Here is a 17,906-nt window from a genome sequence, read left to right as displayed (position 1 = left end):
CCCCTGCGTCTGGCCGTTCCCGGAGACCTCGGTGCCGAAGATGCCGGACTCGGCGAAGTTCCAGCCGAAGTGCAGACCGATCGGGAGCCACAGCTTGCGCGTGGCCGCGTAGGCGGCGGCGAGCGTGGCGCCGGCCTCGATCGCGATGGCGACCGCGCCCCACACCGTGGCGTCCGGGTTGATCGAGTGCCACAGGCCGAACAGCGCGGCGGTCAGCACCAGCGCGATCCACGTGCCGAGGCGTCCCTCAATGAGCCGGAACAAGACTCCGCGGAACATCAGCTCTTCTGTCACCGCGGCGGCGGCCATGAAGCCGAACAGCCCGATCGGGCCCGCCGCCGACCCGAAGCCGTGGACCCGGTAGCCGCCGAGGAAGGCGATGTTCCCGATGACCGCCGCGAACCACGCGACCCCGATCAGTACTCCCAGGCCGACACGGGTCGTGGCACCCTTGACGGCCACCTCGACCGGCGCGCGGTGCTCGGCCCACCGCACCGCCCAGGCGTACACGAACACCGCGAGCACGGCCGTCGCGAGACCGAGGACCAGGCAGAGAAGCGCATTCCCCTGCACCGCCGCGACGACCTGGCCGCCAACGAAAGCGACCGCCACGACGGGCAGGAGCTGCTTCAACAACCGCATGCCGACTCCTTAGCGAGTATCCGCGGTCGAAACGCCGCGGCTGACTCGAACGCTATGGAATCGGCGATCCGGAATCGTCACCGCACAGTGGACATTCGCGGGTAGCTCGCACGGGGGACAAGCGCGGCGCTTGGCTAGGGCATGGGCCAGCTCTGCCGTGGATACGCCAAGCCGGGTCAGCGCACGCGCGGACGATAGCCGGTTCCACCGGTCGCTGGCCGCATCCTGCGCCGTCTCGGCAAGCTGGCACATCCCGTACCCGGACTCTCATCAGTGGCGCCCTCGCGCCGTACCCACTGATCACCTCGGCAGCTCAGTCCCCCACGGCGGCACGTCATACACAGACATGTCAGTGCGTATGCGGATGAAGCGGACGGGATGCCGCCATCGGTGGTACTCGTACGCGGTGTCGACCTGAATCTCGGCGACCAGCACCGGTAGGACCTGCCGGTAGCGCAGCGGTTGTGGGCGGTTGAACTGCCCAGACCAGTTCGGCGGCAGCGGCTGGGGCCACGGGTGCGGGGTGCTGCGCCCTGGGTCGTATGGTGCCGGTGGGATCAGCAACCAACCCAGGTCCTGCTGCTGCTGGGCGGACAGCGAGTGGCTGCGTCCGGTGTAGCGCAGCCGGCCGCGGGCATCAAGGCGCCCCAACAGCAGCGTCTGCGGGGCGCTCAAGGTGCCGGTGACCCCACCGATGATCGCTTCAGTGGTCAATCGTGACCGGATCTTGTACCAGTCGCGGCGCTGGCCCGGGTGATAGCGGCTGTCCCGCCGTTTCGCGACCACGCCCTCGATCCCGGCCGACACCCATTCTGTCAGCCATTCCTGCGCTGTGACCCGATCGGCGGTTTGTGGGCACAGCGTCAGCGCGGCGGGTGCGTCGGCGAGCAGGGCGGCCAGCTGTCGCCGCCGCTGGGACAGCGGCTCGTGCAGGAGGTCCTGGCCGTCGCGGTCGCGCAGCAGATCGAAGACCACGTAGTGGGCCGGGTGATCGCGGGCCATCCGTAGCAGCCGGGAGCCGCTGCTGACCCGGCGTTGCAGCAGCGCGAAATTGGTCTGCTGCCCATCCCAGATGATCAGCTCACCGTCGAGGATCACTCCTGGTGGAACGTTGGCGTGGACCATTCGACTGACGTCGGGGAAGAAGCCGGTCAACGACCGGCCGGACCGGGAGTACAGCGGTGCCCGATCGACGCCGCACTCCGCGATGGCTCGCCACCCGTCCCACTTGGGCTCGAACACCCACCCCGGACCCGGCGGCAACACTTCGGCCGCCACCGCGAGCATCGGAGCCACTCGGCTGACCAGGACGAACCTCCACGACCGGCGTGGCGTTCATCCCCTCCCGATCGTCGCCTGTCACATGCGCCTCGCGCAGCAAGATCTGCGATCGTGGATAGGCGGCGACCAGGGCAGGGACAAACTGATAGGTCCTGAACCCGACGCTTAGGGCGCGCAATCGGATACTCGGGAAGCGGCAGGTCGCGGCGATACTGGTGACGTTACGCGGAGGCTGTCACCCCTGGTTCGCGGGAGGATCCATGTCCGACACCGCCGAGACCGACGCGATCGATGTGCTGATGCTACGCGATATCCGCCACGGCGGCCCCGCCGACCAGGCGGCCACCGTCGCGCAGCACCTGGCCGCGTTCATCCACGCGGCCGCGGCCAGCGTGGACGTCGCGATCTACGACTTCCGGCTCTCCGAGCCCCTCGCGACCCCGGTCGTGACCGCCCTGGTCGAGGCGGCGCAGCGGGGAGTCAGCGTGCGGGTCGCGTTCGACGCCGGGAAACCCGCCGAGGCCGACCACGCCACGTTTGCCCGGCTGCAGGCCGACCCCGCCCCACCGGGCACCGCCTCCTGGGTCCGCGACCACCTCGGCGACACCCCGGTGGCCATCAAGGCGATCACCGCCCCGTCCGGGCAGCTCATGCACTCCAAGTACGTGATCCGCGACGTACACCACCGTGACTGCGCGGTGTGGACCGGGTCGGCGAACTTCACCGACGACGCCTGGTCGCTGCAAGAGAACAACGTCCTGACGATCCGGTCGGCCGCTCTCGCCGTCGGGTACCGCGCCGATTTTGACCAGTTGTGGGCGGCCGGGACGATCAAGAACACCGGCGGTGGGGACGCGGGCACCACCACCGTGCACCGGGTGCCGGTGGGCTGGGACTTCGCCCCCGCCGACGGTGCCGCCATCGACACCTACCTCACCCAGAAAGTCACCGCCGCAGCCCACCGCATCGTCCTGTCCACCATGGTCCTGACCTCACATCCGCTGCTGGCCGCCCTGGTCGAGGCGATGGGCCGTGGTGTGCCCGTCTCGGGCATCTACGACGCCGGGCAGATGGATTCGATCGCCCACCAGTGGGCCCGCTACCCCTCCGACACCCAGGTCCTGGCCGACTGGAACACCGTCGCCGCTCACCTGACCGGCAAACACTCCACCCCGTACAGCCCCACCACACCGCACGACTTCATGCACAACAAGATCCTGATCGTCGACAACGATCTCGCGACTGGCAGCTACAACCTCAGCGCCAATGCCCAGCACAACGCCGAAAACCAACTCCACATCCACCACCGCGACCTGGCCGACCAGTACGCCGCCTACATCGCGGCGATTACTATCGCCTACCAGCGGGGTTAGCCGCGCGGCCGTCGCGCGTCGGCGGCCGCGAGCCCGCAGCGGGCTCGCGGCAACGCCATTACGCCAAGGTCGGCTCAGTGGTGGGGCTCAGCAGGTGCCGAGCATGCTGGTCAACGCGGTCTTCTCGGCGCTGGTGACGGTCAGCGCCCAGACGTACTTGCTGCGCACCCACATCCGGGCGTAGGTGCAGTAGTAGCTGGTCAGCGGCGGCTTCCACGCGTCCGGTGACTTATCGCCCTTGGATTCGTTGATGTTGTCGGTCACCGCGATCAGTTGCGGGTCGGTCAGGTCGTTGGCGAACGATTCACGCTTGCTGGTGGTCCACGCCCATGCCCCGGACACCCACGCGTTTTTGAGCGTGACGACATGGTCGATGTCCACGTCGGAGGCCGCGGTCCAGGTCGCCCCGTCGTACGGGCTGTGCCAGGTGCCCGAGGTGGCCGTGCAGGCGGAGTTCGTCGCGACGCCGGTGCCGTCGCGCTTGAGCACCGTCTCCCGGGTGTCGCAAGTACCAGAGATGGTGTCCCAGGTGGGGAACAGGTCCCGGTTGTAGGTGGTGGTATGGGTCCATGCGGCCACCGTGAGAGTGGCCAGTTCGGATCGAGCAGTCGCGGCGGACGGGATGCCCGGCGGCGTGGCGCCAGCGGGTGTGGGTACGGCCAACTCCAGCACGCCGATGGCAGCGACAGCGGCGAGCAGCGTGGCCAAGAGACGTCCTCGGATCACAGGTCCTCCCGTTCGATCAGCCCCCAGTTGACTCAAATAGTGCCCTACCGATTGATGGCAAGCTATACATCGAGGTGAACGGTGCCCGACATGCTCAGGAGCGGATCATTGACAAAGGCAATCTCAGCCGTGTGGTGTAGGAATCTCGCCGAAGACGGCTTCCTTGGCCGCTTGGGCGAGTGTGGCTTGGGTGGTGGCGGGTAGCCCGGTTCGGTTCCAGTGAAAAATGATGTGTAGCGCGATCACTGCGCGTAGTCCGCGGGTGAGCTTGCCGGTTTCCCGCAGGTTGCGCAGGTTTGTGCCGGCATGCTCGAACGCGGTGCGCCAGTCGCCGGTGGTGCGGGCGGTGCCGAGTAGCAGGCGGCGGGCGTCGTCGGTGAACGTTCCCCAGGTGCGGGGGTCGGGTCCGGGCGGTTGGTTGAGGTGTTCGGCGCGGTGCTGTGCGACTTTTGCCCAGACGTCGCCTTGTTCGTTGAGGTCCAGCGCTGCGGCGCGCATCAACGCGGTGCACAGGATGAGCGAGCGTTCCCGTCGGTCGGTTGGGTGCTGGTGGAGGTAGGTGAGTAGGTGGCGGCTGTCGTGGTGGAACAGCGTGTGCGCGGTGGTCATGGCGTCGGCTCCGCCGAACGCGTGGGTCTCGGGTTCATAGATGTCGCGGGTCCAGCTGACCCTGTCGGTGAGCAGGTTTCGGGCCAGATCTTGGCCGTCCTGTTTATCTGTGGGTAGGTAGCGGATGCGCCAGGCGCCTTTGCGGATGAACCACCATGAGGTGATGAGCCCGGCGGTCTCGGCGGCCGGAAGCACCTGGCCGAGGTGGGCGACGGCGTGCTGTTCGTGGTGTTGCCGGGTGTGGCCGGGGTAGGAGAGGTTGATCTGTTGCCACTGGGTCTCGTCCACGGCGGACCTTTCGTCAGGCGAGCAGGAGGCAGGCGTCCCACGAGGTTGTGGCGGTGGCGGTGGCGAGGGCTGATCCGGCTGTGCCGTCGAGGAGCCCTGCGGGTTCGTCGATCGTGGGGGTGGTCTGCCGATGGAGATCTTCCATGGAGGCCAGGGGTATATAGGTGAGGGAGTCGGCGGCGACGCGTCGGGCGGTGGCCAGGAGTCCGGCGGTGCCATGGCACAGGCCGCGGTCGATGAGCAGCCGGGTTTGCGTGGGGTCGGTGAGGCAGCTGGTGAACGCGGTTTCGGCGAGGTGCTGGCGGGCGGTGTCGCGCATAGCGCGGCCGGCGAGTTGTTGGGCGCGGGTGATGCTTGGGGTGCCGTAGCACCAGGAGGGTCGTAGCGGGGCCTGTTGGGCCGGTGTGCCGTGGCGCAGGTCAGCGCGGGTGAGGGTCTGCGGCCACCAGGTGATGCTGTTGGTGTGCTGTTGCCAGGTGTCCAGCCAGCGGCAGATGCGGGTCATAGCTGGGATGTGCCCCTGGACGGTGACGCCGTCGAGGAGGGTGAGGGACAGCAGCGCGAGCGGGCCGGTGATGCCGTGGGCCATGCCGAGGTTGGCGTGGCCGCCGGCGGGCGGTGGTTGGGTGCGTTCGGGTCCGTTCCAGCACCACCAGCCGGGCAGGGTGCCCAGCGGCTCGGTGAGCCGGACGAGGTAGTCCAGGACTTGGCGGAGCAGGTCGTGGTCGCGGAGCCGGCGTAGGGTGACGCCGAGACCCGTCAGTCCGCGGATGAGGTCGTATTCGGCGTAGTGGGGCTGCTGGTGCTGGTCGATGCGCCGGTGCGCGGCGTCGAGTCGTCGGCGGGTCACTGTGGCGGTTCCGTGGGCGGCGGTTGCTCGTGCGTGGGCGAGTCCCGGATAGTCGGTGGCGGCGAGGACGAACGCGAGGGCTGGAGCACCGTAGAAGAGGCTCGCGCCGTTGGCAATGCTCATACCACCTGTGGTGGCGCGGCGAAGTGCTGCGCACGCCGCCGGCCAGTTGCCGGTCTCCAGGTGCAGGAGGGCGATGCCGGCCGCGCCATCGGCGAGGGACTGCCCGTCGTTCATGGTGTCTGCCTGGCGTGGGTGGTGTGGGCGATGGTTCTGGCCAGGCGCAGGCAGTGCTGTTCGGAAGCGGTGTCGACGCCGATCATGCGGGCGTGGTGCAGGTGCAGCAGGTCGGCCAGGATCTCGTCGGTGTCGAGCCCGTCACGCTGCGCCAGGGCTCGGTAGCTGGCCAGCGCGGCGGCGAGCCGGTCGTCGCGGATCGGGATGCGGGCGAGGTTGAGCTGGGCGGGGTTCAGGCGGGGGCCGGTGCGTTGGGGCACGTGCGCGGCGAGCCAGCGCAGGCCGCTACCGGTGAAGCCGTCAGCGATGGTGATCATTCCGGCGGCTGTGGCCGCTTGCCGGTCGCCGGTCAGCCGCCGCAGGGTGGCGTGGGAGTCGGCGGCGAACACCGCGTGCGCCGCGGCCAGGGTTGCCCCAGCGCCGTGCCGGGTTTCGGGCCGGTAGGTGTCCAGGGTGTAGTCGTGCGCGACGGCGTCATCGTGGAGGTTCTGTACCCAGGAGTCGAGACGGCCAGCGGTCTCGGCGAACCGGCCGAGGACCCCGACCGGGATGCGCAGCCGCAGGTGGGGTTCGGGGTCGGGATAGCGCAGGAACCACCAGCCCGCCGGTAGGTGGTCGTCGGGGCGGTTGGCGAGGTCGGTCAGGATGTCGTCGAGTCGGCCGTACAGGTGTGCTTCCAGCCATGGTGATAACGGTCCGGGCCGGTGCTGGAGGGTGCACGCGGTCCGGGCCGGTCGGGCCGGCTGGGCGGCGGGTGTGGTGTGGGTGAGGGTGAGCAGGAGTTCGGCGGGGCGGCCGCCGATCCAGCCTGCCGGACCGGGCGCCTCGGTGATCACGGTCCGGGCGTTTCGGTCGAGCTGGTCGCGCAGCACCGCCAGGTGGGCGTTGTCGTTCAAGTCCAGGCGCAGCCGCACGTCGTCGTCGCCCACCAGGACCTGCTGCGGGAGCCGATGCTGCTGGCGGTATCGCTGCCACGCGTCGCGCCACTGCTGCCATGCCACGGCGCGAGCGGGCAACGCTGCTCGGTCGATGATCCACCGGGCGGGGTGCAGGATGGCGCGTCCGCGCCGGACACGGGGCAGGAACGGCAGCCCGGCCGCGTGTCCCCAATCGAACCGGGCGCACGGCGCCGTCCACGCGGTCCAGATCTCCGTCAAAAACCGCATCAGCGGTTGCTGCAGTGTCGGTAGCAGCACGCTGTTGAACAACAACGGTTCGACGGGTCGGCCGGTGGTCCGCGACACCAGCCACAGCCGGCGACCATCGCCGGTCACCGCGAGATCCTCGACCGTCCACGTCGGCTGCGGGTGGAACTCGCCGAGGGGCAGAACGGGTAGCAGCTCGGGCGCCCGGGCCACCGCCGTGAGGCGGGCGTCCAGGGGAGGGCCGGACAGCTGAAGCGTGTCCGCCTCGCACAGGGCGGTCGGCAGGTGCTGGTAGACCCGCTGGAAGGATGCGAGCTCGGCGGGCGTGAGCAGGTGCAGGAACCGCGCGGCGGCGACCCCGGCGTGGCGAGACCCGCTGATCACCGTCAGCGTGAACGCGCCGCGGTCCAGGTCCTGCGGGGTTTCGGCAGCGAGCGTGAACCGCAGTTCGGTATGCGGGATCGGCGGCCGATCATCAGCGCCGCGCAGTCGGCCGATCAGCTCATCGTCGAGTACCACCTCAGTGCTACCGTTCAGCGCGGACTGCTGCGCGAGCTGGCCGAGCAGCCGATCGCGGGCGGTGAACATCACCGGGGCGCGGCGCGAGGATCCCCGGTAGCCAGCCGGGAAGCCCAGCACGTTCAGCACCTCCCGGACCGGCACGGCCGCTGCTGGACCCCACCGCTCGATGAACGCGTGGTGGTACTCGGCCCATCCACGTAGCTGCGGGGCTACCGCCACCAGCGTCGACGCGGCCCGCCCCGCCTCACGCAGCACTGCCGGGGGCAGCGTCACGGCGACCTCGACCCGCAGATCGACCGCGACCTGGCCACCGGCATCCGGTAGGGCATGATGGTCGGCGGTGTACCCGGCCAAGTCGGTGACAGTCATCGCCGGGCGCAGCGCCGACAGCAGCACCCCGATCCGCACCAGGTCGGCCAGCAACCGCTCGGCCTCAGCAAGGCCGGCGGGCCGGGCGATCCGCCCGGCGAGGTCGGCGAACCCGACCGGGCAACCCGCCGCCTGGATCACCGTTCGGACCGGGCCGGTCAGGCGGATCTCGACGTCGAACCGTCGGTCGCCGTCAGCGCGGGCGCAGGGCAGCACCCACCTGCCGCCGCGCTGGTACCCGAGTGAGTTCGTCACCACGGCGACGGTGCGGAGCATGGCGAGGTCCTGCTCGGCCCGGGCGGTGTGCTCGGCGATGAACTCGCCGTCGGGGCGGGCGACCGCGCGATGAGCCGCGCCGACGCGGACCGTCGCGCGGGCACCGAACTGGACCGGGGCCACGCCGGCGAAGGTGCCGAACGGGGTCGCGCGGGTGGTCCACCGCAGCAGATACCGGACCACTGATTCCACGAGGCGGCGCAGCCGCGGCGGCGGTACCGGCTCGCCGGCCACAGCCCGGTCGATCTGTCGGGCCAGCTGCGGCGCCGCGCCGGTGACGGCGCCCGCGAACCCCGGCAGCTGCCACGCCGCGCCCAGCCAGTCCCGCCACTGCTCAGGTTGATCGGACGTCAGGTCGGGCCACGTAGGCAGGACCAGATTGGTCGGATACGCGGCGACTCGGATCAGCGCCGCACCAGCCGCGGGAATCATGATGCACCACCGAGTTCGGACGGGCCCGGCGCGCTGAAGCGCCGGGCCCGACATGTGAGGGAAACGAAGCGGCTAGAAACTGCCGTCGCACTTGGTCGTGCAGGCGCTCGAGCCCGTGTTACCCGAGCCGCAGCCGTCGTCGGTGCTGGTCGCGTAGCCGGTCGCTGCCGGCCCGGCGTCCACCAGGGTCACGTCCAGCGTGAACTCCGAGGTGTTCGTTTCGTCCACGTGCTTGCCCTTCCTATGCGGGGGTGAAGGTGAGGACCAGGCGGCTGTGCCGCTTGTCCAGCACCGTCCCGGCCGGCAAGTCGCCGTCGGGAGTATCAGCGGGCAGGACCTGCAGCACCGGCGAAGGGCTGCCCGCGTCCAGCCATGCGCGCATGTGCTCGACCATCCGCCCGCCCGCCGCCGCGGCGTCAGACCCGTGGGCACGGGCGCCCAGGTCAAACGCATCGTCCGTCCACCGCAGCGTCGAGCGGTAACAGAACGCTCCGTCGTGCAGGGTGGCGGGCGTACCGAAACGCCACGCCGGCACGACCAGGCCGGCATCGACGGCCTCCTGCTGGGCCGAGAGGACAAGGAACTGCTGCCCTGCGTCGGTGATCCGGGCCGCCAGCCACAGATCCAGGTCTGCCAGGACGGTACGAGGCGGCAAGCCCGCCCCGGCCCACACCTGCACCGGCGGCTGCGACAACAGCCCACCGACGGTCCCCGGGTCGACCTGCTGGCCCTCATCCAACCGCAGGTGGACACCCTCGGCGACGTCGACGTACCGCATGTCATGGGCTCCAGCGCCTCGCATCGACACGAACCCGCACAAACGCTGGCTGCGGCTTACCAGCCGGTCGCCCTCCCGACACAGTGCCCACGACCGGGTCATCCCGAACGTCCGCAGCGGCACGACCAGCGTCCCGTGCTCGACCAACTGCTCGGTCCAAGCCGGAGGGATGTCCCACGCCCCGACCGTCACGATGATCAGGTCGTAGAGGCGACTCGGGGGAATCGGCTGCTCGGCGTCCGCGCAGACCACGGTCACGTCGTCGTAGCCGGCCGCCGCCAGGCACGCCGTGGCCCGGTCAGTCACGTCCGGGTCGATGTCCACGGTCGTGACCGACCCCGACGGCCCTACCAGCTCGCGCAGCAGCGCGGCGTTGTAACCGCCGGAACCGATCTCTAACACGTGCCGGGCGTACATTTCGCCATCGAAGGCGTCGGCCGCCTGACCGAGCATCTCCGCGATCAACCACGGCGCCGACACCGAGCTGACGGCCTCGTCACTAACCCGCTTAGTGACCACCGCCTCCTCGGCGCAGTACGCCTCCTCTAACCGAGCATCCGGCGTAAACAGGTGCCGTGGGACGACCCGCAGCGCCGTCTCCACCTCGGGCCGCATCGTCAGCCCTTTATTCGCGTGATCCGCGATCAGCTGATCAACCATCGCGGCACGGAGGCCCTCGCCGCTCACCGTATCGACACTCATCGGACTGCCTCTCGCTATCCATCAAAGTCGCCCGACCGGACAATCCCGCCGTGCGCGCCAGCGTTCCTTCGCCTGTCCCACACGTCCTTCGGTGTGCGGCGGACATCGATGCTTCCCTTACCATCACAAACTGTCGAGTCGACGCGGAAGACCGACTTATGGGGAGACTTACTGGGAGCGCTAACCGCGAGAGGCTCATCGAAGGCAAGGCTCCGCCGCTCACGACGCGACGCAGCGCGGGCCGTAGCACAACTTATGCGGCAGGGCGGACGCCATCGACAGGTAAGCTTCGAGCTGATGGGGACCGACAGGACAGCGTCGTTCGCGGCCAGCCAAAGAAGGCTTCAGGACTCGCAGGGCGGCGTGGTCAACGGCTTGCACAGTTATGCGTTGGCATGTGCAGTTCGATAGGGGCCGGCCCGTGGGCTGCGGCGGTGGTGACGGTGGATCGATGCCGGCGTTGACAGCGTTGCAGGCCGCTGGCGCGGCGGCGACGTGCGACGAGGTCCGTACTGAGAGCGACGACGTCTACTGGTTGGAATCTCGCCCACGGGACAACGGCCGAATCTCGTTGATGCGTCTCGGAAACAACAATGTCCCGACCGAGGTGACGCCATCGTCCGCGAATGTCGGCAGCGTCTTGCACGGCTACGGTGGCAGCGCGTACGCGGTAGACGAATCGCGGATCTGGTACATCGACTCTTCAGATGGGCATATACGGCTGATCAGCGGGTCTGAGGTCCGGGTCATCGTGCGGCGGCGTAACGACCGCGAACATTACGGCGACCTGACAGCTTCCAGCGGCCGTCTATGGTGCGTCCGGGAGACCATCAGCGGCGATGAGCTGGTCGAGATTCGGACGGACGGTACGTCGCAGGTGCTGGCTCGCACGACTGGTTTCTTCGGATCTCCCCGCCCTACTGTGGGCGGGTTAGCGTGGCTGCGGTGGAACGCCGATCAAATGCCGTGGGACGGCAGCGAGCTAGTGGTCGCGCACTACAAGGGTCGTGAGCTTGGAGCGCCGACGCCGGTAGCCGGCAGCCCCCTTGAGTCAGTGACCCAGCCGTGCTGGGGAGCCGATGGCAGGTTGTGGTTCGTCTCCGATCGGACTGGCTGGTGGAACCTCTACGTCTGGGATGGGCAGCGCTCAGACCCGGTCTCCCCGATGGCTACCGACGTTGCTCCAGCCGAGTGGGAAGCCGGATACGCGAGCTATGCTCCCTTACCCGGCGGCGGCGTTGTCATGATCGCTTACGACGGTCCCCGTCATCAGCTTGTCGTCCAAGACGGCTCGGGACTGCGGCCGTTGGGCAGCTCATACACCTCTTACAAGCCCTATCTCGCGGTACGCAGGCAGCAAGTACTTGCGGTAGCAGCCTCGCCGCGTCAGCCACCGCAGGTCGTCACAATCGATCCGGGTCCTCGGGCGCACACCCGGGTACTGTCGCGGCCCGCACCCACCTCGACGACCACTCCGTTGTCACAGCCTCAACTGGTCGAGGTGCACACGGTCTCGGACACGATGGTCAACGTGTTGCTGTATCCGCCGACGGGCGCTGCAGCAGAATGGCGCGCCCCGTTGGTGGTCCGGGCACACCCCGGGCCTACTGCGTCGATCAATACCCGGCTGGACTGGCACGTGCAGTTCCTGACGAGTAACGGGTTCGCCGTCGCGGACGTTGACTACCGCGGCAGCGCGGGATACGGGCGAGCTTTTCGGCGTAGCCTCTACGGCCACTGGGGCACTGCTGAGGTACAGGACTGCACCGCCGTCGCGCAGCACCTACTCGATACCGGCCGCATCCATCCAGGGCGGGCGTTCATCACCGGAGCCAGCGCCGGCGGCTACACGGCCCTTCACGCCGTGTCCGGTCCGTCAGTGTTTGCGGGAGCTGTTGCCCGCTCGGCGATAATCGACCCGACTCGGTGGCGACATACCGTACCTCGCTGGCAGCGGGCTCACGCGGCGGCGCTGCTCGGACCGGCGGGCGCGGTCGATCCACGGGCGGTCAACCGGCCGGTCCTACTGATACATGGAGCCGACGATCACATCGCGCCCATCGCCGACGTCGCCGCACTTGCCGCAGGGCTAGCAGAGCAAGGCCGATGGCATCAGCTGATGATCCTCGGTCGTACGGGACACCGCCTATCAGCTCAGGAAGAGGCAGCTCAAGCCCTTGAGGCGGAAGTCGATTTTTACCGCAGGGTCATCGCCGGCTGAGCACATCTCTGTTGAGTGCTCAGAGCGCCGCCGGGAGGGCGACTCGAATGTACTCGCCCAACTCCGCCACAGGCCGAGTTCCGTGAAAAGGGGTTAGGTCGGCGTATGTCTGAGCCACCCGCACAACCGCACGCGCCGATCCAGCACGTGCCGCCAGATCGGCTGCGGCGCGTCCTCGCGCGCACGCCTCCTCGACCCGGCCCGCAGCCGCCAGCGACGAGGCGAGCAAGGCGGTATCGATAGCGAGCCGGCGTACTCGTCCCGCACCAACACCGGCAACGGCCTGCTGGACTTCCCGCTGCGCGGTGTCGTGGCAGCCGAGGTCGAACATGCAGTGCGCCACCTCGTCGGCCAGATACGCCGGGGTCAGATAACGGATCCATGTCGGCTCTGCGGTTGGATCGCTGGCCGCAAGAAAGTCCTCGGCGGCGCGTAGCGCGTCGGCGCAGCTCGCCGAGTCGCCGAGGCGCGCGTTCGCTCGGGCAACGACCGCCCATAACGCTGCCCGTACCGCAAATGTTGCCTGGGCCGGTAGACCTTTGAGCGCGATCTGCGCCATCCGCAGGCCGCGGTCCGGATGCCCGCAGTGCAGAGCAAGATGACCGAGGCTGACCCCAAGCATATAAGCGCCGAATGCCCGCTCACCGGCCGCGGTAGTCAACACCAACGCCTGCAGATAGTGCCGCTGGGCCAGTCCAGCAGCACCACAATCGACGGCCTGGTAACCGGCCAGTTCATGGGCGCCGATCGCAACCAGGTAAATCTGGTCAGCGGTGTCGCCGTCCCTACATCCGGCCGCGAGTAGGGATCGAATGATGTTGTCGAGAAAGCCCGCGACCAGAGGCCCCACAGCTTTCGCCCCAAACCCGTGGTCCAGCTCGCGTAGCGCGCTCAACTGTCGAGCAGCTGCCTCGACCTCCCCGGGATCCACGCGATGTGAGCCGGCAGTGACGGTCAACCGCTGACAACGCTCACCGCACAGCCAGTCCAACGCCCGGCGGTCTAGCATCGCTGGCTGAAACGGCATATGAGGTCCTGGCGGCGGGCCGATTTGCGTCGCAATAACAGGCGCCATCAGTTCCAGACCCGGCGACGCCCGTCGCGGCAAGGGCCGGTCGGCGGACGTTCCGTGGAGGATCGCCGATAGAGTGCTATCTCCATTGTCGGAATGTTCAAATGGCGAGTCGGACTGTTCGGCGACGACGGACGGATCGACTTCACGCTCGCGCCGGTTGATGTAGAAGCCAAGCTGGACGTCGGTCTGTGCTTTGAGTACGTCACGGAACGCTTCCCGGCGACGTTGGCTGGGCCAGCGAGTGATCCCTCGCTCATACTTGCCGATGTCGTTGCCGTCGAGACGTTCCTGTACACCGTGTGTCCGCCACAAATAAGCGTTGAGTTCTTCGGCTAGCTCCTGTCGGGACATCGGCCTACCCGATCCCGACGGAGACAGCAGGGCGCGCCGAGCGGCGCGCAGCCGCGCGTTACGCGGTGACTCCGGACGCCCGCTCATGGCCCGGCCAGCCTTCCTCGTCCCGTTCGTCTCGCACGACCAGCCCAAGCCGTCGACACTGAAAACGATGCGGCCAGGATGCCACCCGGGCCCAACGGGTACAAGCCAGCACGCCGATTCTCGACACCAGGGCGCGGCCGAGCAAGGAACACGCCACGGGACCAGTACGTAGGTGAACGACTTCCGAGTTGTCCCACGAGCTAAGGACTTGGCGCTCCGTGTTGGCTCTGACATAGCTATGGCTGCGCTCTTGAGGCGCGAGCCCAGATCCTGTGGGGGATCGCCAACGGTCTCGCCAGACTCCTCTGAACCTCAAACGCTGTCTCCAAACTGCTCTCGCCTAATTCTCCCCCTAAATTTCCCTGCAACGCGCCCTCCCGTGTATGCCGACTGTCCTTGATCGTGAACGCACGGCGTACCAGGCGGCGCTTCGGTCGCTCCGGGCGTGCGGTCCGGCGCAGGTGCCTCACCATCCAGCGGTGCACGCCGCGAAAGGCATATAGAGAGCTCGGGGAGGGTTGATGGCTGACGGGCTTCCACCACGGATATGGTGGCCTGGGGACGCGTTCGTAGGCGCCAATGGCGGCCACGGTGGCCGTGCGAGAGGACCCTCGCGTGCCGGACCTGATACTGCTGGACGTGCAGTATCAGGTGCCGCTTCGACCGGCGCAACGGTAACCAAGCCGCTCGGGGCTCAAGGGCGAAAGCCTTATCCGCAGTGCTCCGCTAACCCACCTTCGGTCTCTCTCGGGGTGCCCATCAAGATGTGGCTACCAGCAGAGGCGGAAGCCTGCGCCGATCCGAGGCCGACCTGCTGCAGCGCTTTAAGCCTGCCCAGCAGGCGGCGGTCCGTTTCGCGGAGGTGCCGTCGATGGTTTGGGTGAACGATGTCCGGGGCTGGCCACCTCGGCTGTGGCTCGCTGACGACTTTTGGCTGATCGCGCACCACGACTCCACCGGCCGCCCGAGGCTTGGGCCGGTGGCTCTGCAGCTGGGCGCGGCTGGCGCGCTGTTGGGCGAGCTGGTGCTGTCCAAGCGCATTGTGGTGGCTGGGGGCCAGGTCCGGGTCGTGGCGCCCGCCGTGCCGTCGGACGCGGTCGCCTGCCGCATCGTTGACCAGTTGCTCACCGAGCCTGAGCACGAGTTGCGGACCTGGCTACGACATCTGAGTCACGACGCGGACCGGACTGTTGCCGCGCGGCTGGTACGGGCTGGCTTGGTCGTCAAGGGCGGCGATCGACGCCTGTTCCGGACCGCGGCGGCTTACAGGCCGGTGGACTCGTCGTACGCGTTCTGGCGCTCGGTGCGCCTCAAGCATCTACTGGCGGACGGTCGGGGACAACCCGACTGGTCAGACGTCCTGTTGGCGGGGCTGATCCACGCGGCCGGCCTGTTCCGGGCCGTGCTGTGGGAGGACGCGCCAGCCGCGACCGTTCACCTGCGCAGCTGTCTGGCCCGGGCGGACCCGTCGGTGCGGGAACTCATCGCGCAGGTCGGGACGCTCGTCGGTGACGCGGTACTCGCCGCCCGCGGCTAAACCATCAAGCACCCATCCACGGCCACGCGCCGCCGTTCTTCATCCCTCAAGACTTTTCCCTGGGAGTGTCCATGTCTGCTTCACGATCGGGTACCCGGCCGAGCCGTGTGTCCACCACTCTGGCCGGCGACCGGCTCAATTTCCCCCACGTGGTCGGCTTCGTGATCACCGCGGCGGCGCCGCTGACCGTGGTCGCCGGCGTCGTGTCCACCGGCTGGGCCGTCACCAACATTCAGGGGAGCCCCCTGGCCTTCCTGATCGTCGCGGTCGCCCTCGCCCTGTTCTGCGTCGGCTACCTCGCGGTGGCCCGCCGGGTCCGCAACGCTGGCGCGTTCTCCGCCTACATCGCCCGCGGCCTGGGTAAACCCCTCGGCGTGGCGGGCTCGTTCGTCGCGGTCGCCGCCTACGGGATGATGCAGACCGCGACCTACGGGGCGATCGGCCCCACCGCTGCGGCCCTCATCCACGACAAGACCGGCCTGTCGCTGCCGTGGTGGCTGACCGCCCTGGCCGCCTGGATGCTGGTCGCCGTGATGGGCATCACCCGGGTCGAGGTCACCAGTCGGGTCCTAGCCGTCGCCCTGGTCGCCGAAGTCCTCCTGGTCGTGGCTTACGACCTGGTCGACCTGGCCCATCCCGCACAAGGGCGGCTTACCTTTACCACTCTGGCCCCGCACAGCTTGACCGGTGGCGGCCTCGGCGTGGCCCTGGCGATCGCGGTCACCGGGTTCATCGGCTTCGAAGCCGCCGCCGTGTTCTCCGAAGAATCTCGCAATCCGAACTGGACCGTGCCTGTGGCCACGTACCTGTCCCTGACCATGATGGCGCTGCTCTACGCCGGATCGGCCTGGGCCATGTCCGTCACCATCGGCCCTACCCATCTGCACGCCGCCGCGCAGACCCAGGGCACCAACCTGCCGTTCAGCATCGTCGCCGCGCGTCTGGGCGGCACACTGGTCATCGACCTCGGCCAGGTGCTGTTCCTGACCTCGCTGCTGGCCGCCGCCTTGTCCTACCACAGCACCGTGGCCCGCTACCTGTTCGCTCTCGGCCGGGAACGGGTACTTCCCGAACTGCTGGGCCGCACCGGCGTGCGCACCATGGCCCCCACCTACGCCTCCCTCACCCAAACCACCGTCGGGCTCGCGGTCATCAGCGCCTACGCGATCAGCGGCGCCGACCCGGTCGTCACCCTGTTCTACTGGTTCGGCACGATCGGCGGGTTCGGGGTCCTACTCCTGATCACCGGCACCTCGCTGGCGATCATCCAGTTCCTGCACCGCCGCCCCCTCGGCGAAACCGTCTGGCAGCGCGTCATCGCTCCCAGCCTTGCCTGCGCCGGATTGCTGACCATCGTGTGGCTGATCAGTCGCAACCTGGCCGGCCTACTCGGCGTACCCGCCGACTCCCCGCTGCGCTACGCGTTCCCCGCCGGATTCGCCCTCCTCGCTGTCGCCGGCGTGACCTGGGCACTGGTCCTGCGCCGCACCCGCCCACCCATCTACGCCGCGATCGGCCTGGGCACCCTCGCCTACGGCCTGCCCACCGACTACACCTCACCCACCCTCGCCAGCAGGAGCAGTCACCAATGACCACACAGGTCCGCACCGCCAGCGCCACCGACGCCGCGACCATCGCCTACGTCGTCGCGACCGCCTTCCACCCCCTGGACGTCACCCGGTGGCTGATCCCCGACCCGCAGGAACGCGCCAACCGGTTCCCCCACTACGCCCGCATCCTCATCGACCACGCCTTCGAACACGGCACCATCCACATCACCACCGACCTCAACGCCGTCGCGGTCTGGCTGCCCCACCCGCTGCCCGACCCACCCAGCTACGCCACCAAGCTCGCCTACGCCTGCGGCGTCTGGACCCCGCGCTTCCAGCTCCTCGACCAAGCCATGCACCACGCTCACCCCCAGGACCTGGGCCCGCACGACTACCTCGCGTTCCTCGCCGTCATGCCGCAATACCAGGGACAGGGCTGCGGAGCCGCGCTGCTGGATCACCACCACAACTACCTCGACGAACACGGTCGGGCCGCCTACCTGGAGGCCAGCAACACCCACAGCCGCAAGCTGTACACCCACCACGGCTATACCGACTGCGCCCCACCACTGGACCTGCACTACCAGGGCGAGCCCATGTACCCCATGTGGCGACAACCCCCAACACCCGGCAACAACCGTCTCGCCTGACACCGACACCGTCCGACGATCCCGGCAGGGGCCGCTCGCCCCCGACAGCGGGCGGCCCGACCCCTGCCGCCGCGACCCTCAGGGAGCGGATCGGAGAGTCGGCGCCGGCACGAAGACCCAGGCGCGCCGGGGCCCCGGCAACGGGAACCCGGGGGCCACCACAACCCGACGAGTACGTTGTCGTCTACGGGCCGGACCACCAGGA

At 68.5% G+C, this 17,906-nt stretch carries 14 protein-coding genes; 5 read left to right on the top strand and 9 right to left on the bottom strand.

Annotated elements, in window-relative coordinates:
• The coding region (locus tag ABEA87_RS39605; protein WP_345638701.1) for a CPBP family intramembrane glutamic endopeptidase at positions 1-642 on the bottom strand (642 nt) is incomplete at its 3' end.
• A gap of 300 nt (positions 643-942) precedes the next feature.
• Complete coding sequence (locus ABEA87_RS39600; protein WP_345638708.1) at positions 943-1,929, bottom strand: ATP-dependent DNA ligase; 987 nt, start codon at positions 1,927-1,929, stop codon at positions 943-945.
• Between the two features lie 254 nt (positions 1,930-2,183).
• On the opposite strand from ABEA87_RS39600, the gene ABEA87_RS39595 reads away from it, so the two are divergent.
• On the top strand, positions 2,184-3,296 hold the full coding sequence (locus ABEA87_RS39595) for a phospholipase D-like domain-containing protein (RefSeq protein WP_345638699.1): 1,113 nt from the start codon (positions 2,184-2,186) through the stop codon (positions 3,294-3,296).
• Between the two features lie 87 nt (positions 3,297-3,383).
• On the opposite strand, the gene ABEA87_RS39590 is transcribed toward ABEA87_RS39595, so the two are convergent.
• The 6 genes from ABEA87_RS39590 to fxlM form a co-directional block, all read right to left on the bottom strand.
• Positions 3,384-4,019 carry an HNH endonuclease family protein gene (locus tag ABEA87_RS39590; RefSeq protein WP_425571038.1) on the bottom strand — a complete coding sequence of 212 codons (636 nt, stop codon included), beginning with the start codon at positions 4,017-4,019 and terminating at the stop codon, positions 3,384-3,386.
• A gap of 126 nt (positions 4,020-4,145) precedes the next feature.
• On the bottom strand, positions 4,146-4,919 hold the full coding sequence (locus ABEA87_RS39585) for a thiopeptide-type bacteriocin biosynthesis protein (protein ID WP_345638697.1): 774 nt from the start codon (positions 4,917-4,919) through the stop codon (positions 4,146-4,148).
• A gap of 13 nt (positions 4,920-4,932) precedes the next feature.
• On the bottom strand, positions 4,933-6,006 hold the full coding sequence (locus ABEA87_RS39580; RefSeq protein ID WP_345638695.1) for a lanthionine synthetase C family protein: 1,074 nt from the start codon (positions 6,004-6,006) through the stop codon (positions 4,933-4,935).
• Positions 6,003-8,750, bottom strand: coding sequence for a lantibiotic dehydratase (locus tag ABEA87_RS39575; protein ID WP_345638693.1), 2,748 nt, complete (start codon positions 8,748-8,750; stop codon positions 6,003-6,005). Before ABEA87_RS39575 ends, ABEA87_RS39580 begins: the two co-directional genes overlap by 4 nt.
• 72 nt (positions 8,751-8,822) lie before the next feature.
• Positions 8,823-8,978 carry an FxLD family lanthipeptide gene (locus ABEA87_RS39570; protein WP_345638691.1) on the bottom strand — a complete coding sequence of 52 codons (156 nt, stop codon included), beginning with the start codon at positions 8,976-8,978 and terminating at the stop codon, positions 8,823-8,825.
• A gap of 13 nt (positions 8,979-8,991) precedes the next feature.
• A complete protein-coding gene (gene fxlM / locus ABEA87_RS39565) occupies positions 8,992-10,230 on the bottom strand; it encodes a methyltransferase, FxLD system (protein ID WP_345638690.1) in 1,239 nt (412 codons plus the stop codon).
• A gap of 451 nt (positions 10,231-10,681) precedes the next feature.
• On the opposite strand from fxlM, the gene ABEA87_RS39560 reads away from it, so the two are divergent.
• Positions 10,682-12,451 (top strand): S9 family peptidase, encoded by a 1,770-nt coding sequence (locus ABEA87_RS39560; protein ID WP_345638688.1) that lies wholly within the window; start codon positions 10,682-10,684, stop codon positions 12,449-12,451.
• Positions 12,452-12,470: 19 nt separating this feature from the next.
• Here ABEA87_RS39560 and ABEA87_RS39555 read toward each other — a convergent pair whose 3' ends face one another.
• Positions 12,471-13,877 carry an XRE family transcriptional regulator gene (locus tag ABEA87_RS39555; RefSeq protein WP_345638686.1) on the bottom strand — a complete coding sequence of 469 codons (1,407 nt, stop codon included), beginning with the start codon at positions 13,875-13,877 and terminating at the stop codon, positions 12,471-12,473.
• A 958-nt stretch (positions 13,878-14,835) separates the two neighbouring features.
• Here ABEA87_RS39555 and ABEA87_RS39550 point away from each other — a divergent pair.
• The 3 genes from ABEA87_RS39550 (at position 14,836) to ABEA87_RS39540 (ending at position 17,701) form a co-directional block, all read left to right on the top strand.
• Complete coding sequence (locus ABEA87_RS39550) at positions 14,836-15,501, top strand: GOLPH3/VPS74 family protein (RefSeq protein WP_345638685.1); 666 nt, start codon at positions 14,836-14,838, stop codon at positions 15,499-15,501.
• A 71-nt stretch (positions 15,502-15,572) separates the two neighbouring features.
• Positions 15,573-17,093, top strand: a complete 1,521-nt coding sequence (locus ABEA87_RS39545; RefSeq protein WP_345638683.1) for an APC family permease — start codon at positions 15,573-15,575, stop codon at positions 17,091-17,093.
• Positions 17,090-17,701 (top strand): GNAT family N-acetyltransferase, encoded by a 612-nt coding sequence (locus ABEA87_RS39540; RefSeq protein ID WP_345638681.1) that lies wholly within the window; start codon positions 17,090-17,092, stop codon positions 17,699-17,701. The genes ABEA87_RS39545 and ABEA87_RS39540 overlap by 4 nt, the downstream gene beginning before the upstream one ends.
• The last annotated feature ends 205 nt before the right edge of the window (positions 17,702-17,906 follow it).

Source organism: Rugosimonospora acidiphila (assembly GCF_039543385.1).
Lineage (GTDB): Bacteria > Actinomycetota > Actinomycetes > Mycobacteriales > Micromonosporaceae > Rugosimonospora > Rugosimonospora acidiphila.
This window is presented reverse-complemented; position numbering and strand designations above follow the sequence as displayed.

Bases quoted from the DNA above. Each gene is read 5' to 3' on its own strand.
- ABEA87_RS39600 (WP_345638708.1), bottom strand. From the start codon at position 1,929: ATGCTCGCGGTGGCGGCCGAAGTGTTGCCGCCGGGTCCGGGGTGGGTG.
- ABEA87_RS39595 (WP_345638699.1), top strand. From the start codon at position 2,184: ATGTCCGACACCGCCGAGACCGACGCGATCGATGTGCTGATGCTACGC.
- ABEA87_RS39580 (WP_345638695.1), bottom strand. From the start codon at position 6,006: ATGAACGACGGGCAGTCCCTCGCCGATGGCGCGGCCGGCATCGCCCTC.
- ABEA87_RS39575 (WP_345638693.1), bottom strand. From the start codon at position 8,750: ATGATTCCCGCGGCTGGTGCGGCGCTGATCCGAGTCGCCGCGTATCCG.
- fxlM (WP_345638690.1), bottom strand. From the start codon at position 10,230: ATGAGTGTCGATACGGTGAGCGGCGAGGGCCTCCGTGCCGCGATGGTT.
- ABEA87_RS39560 (WP_345638688.1), top strand. From the start codon at position 10,682: ATGCCGGCGTTGACAGCGTTGCAGGCCGCTGGCGCGGCGGCGACGTGC.
- ABEA87_RS39555 (WP_345638686.1), bottom strand. From the start codon at position 13,877: ATGTCCCGACAGGAGCTAGCCGAAGAACTCAACGCTTATTTGTGGCGG.
- ABEA87_RS39550 (WP_345638685.1), top strand. From the start codon at position 14,836: ATGGTTTGGGTGAACGATGTCCGGGGCTGGCCACCTCGGCTGTGGCTC.
- ABEA87_RS39545 (WP_345638683.1), top strand. From the start codon at position 15,573: ATGTCTGCTTCACGATCGGGTACCCGGCCGAGCCGTGTGTCCACCACT.
- ABEA87_RS39540 (WP_345638681.1), top strand. From the start codon at position 17,090: ATGACCACACAGGTCCGCACCGCCAGCGCCACCGACGCCGCGACCATC.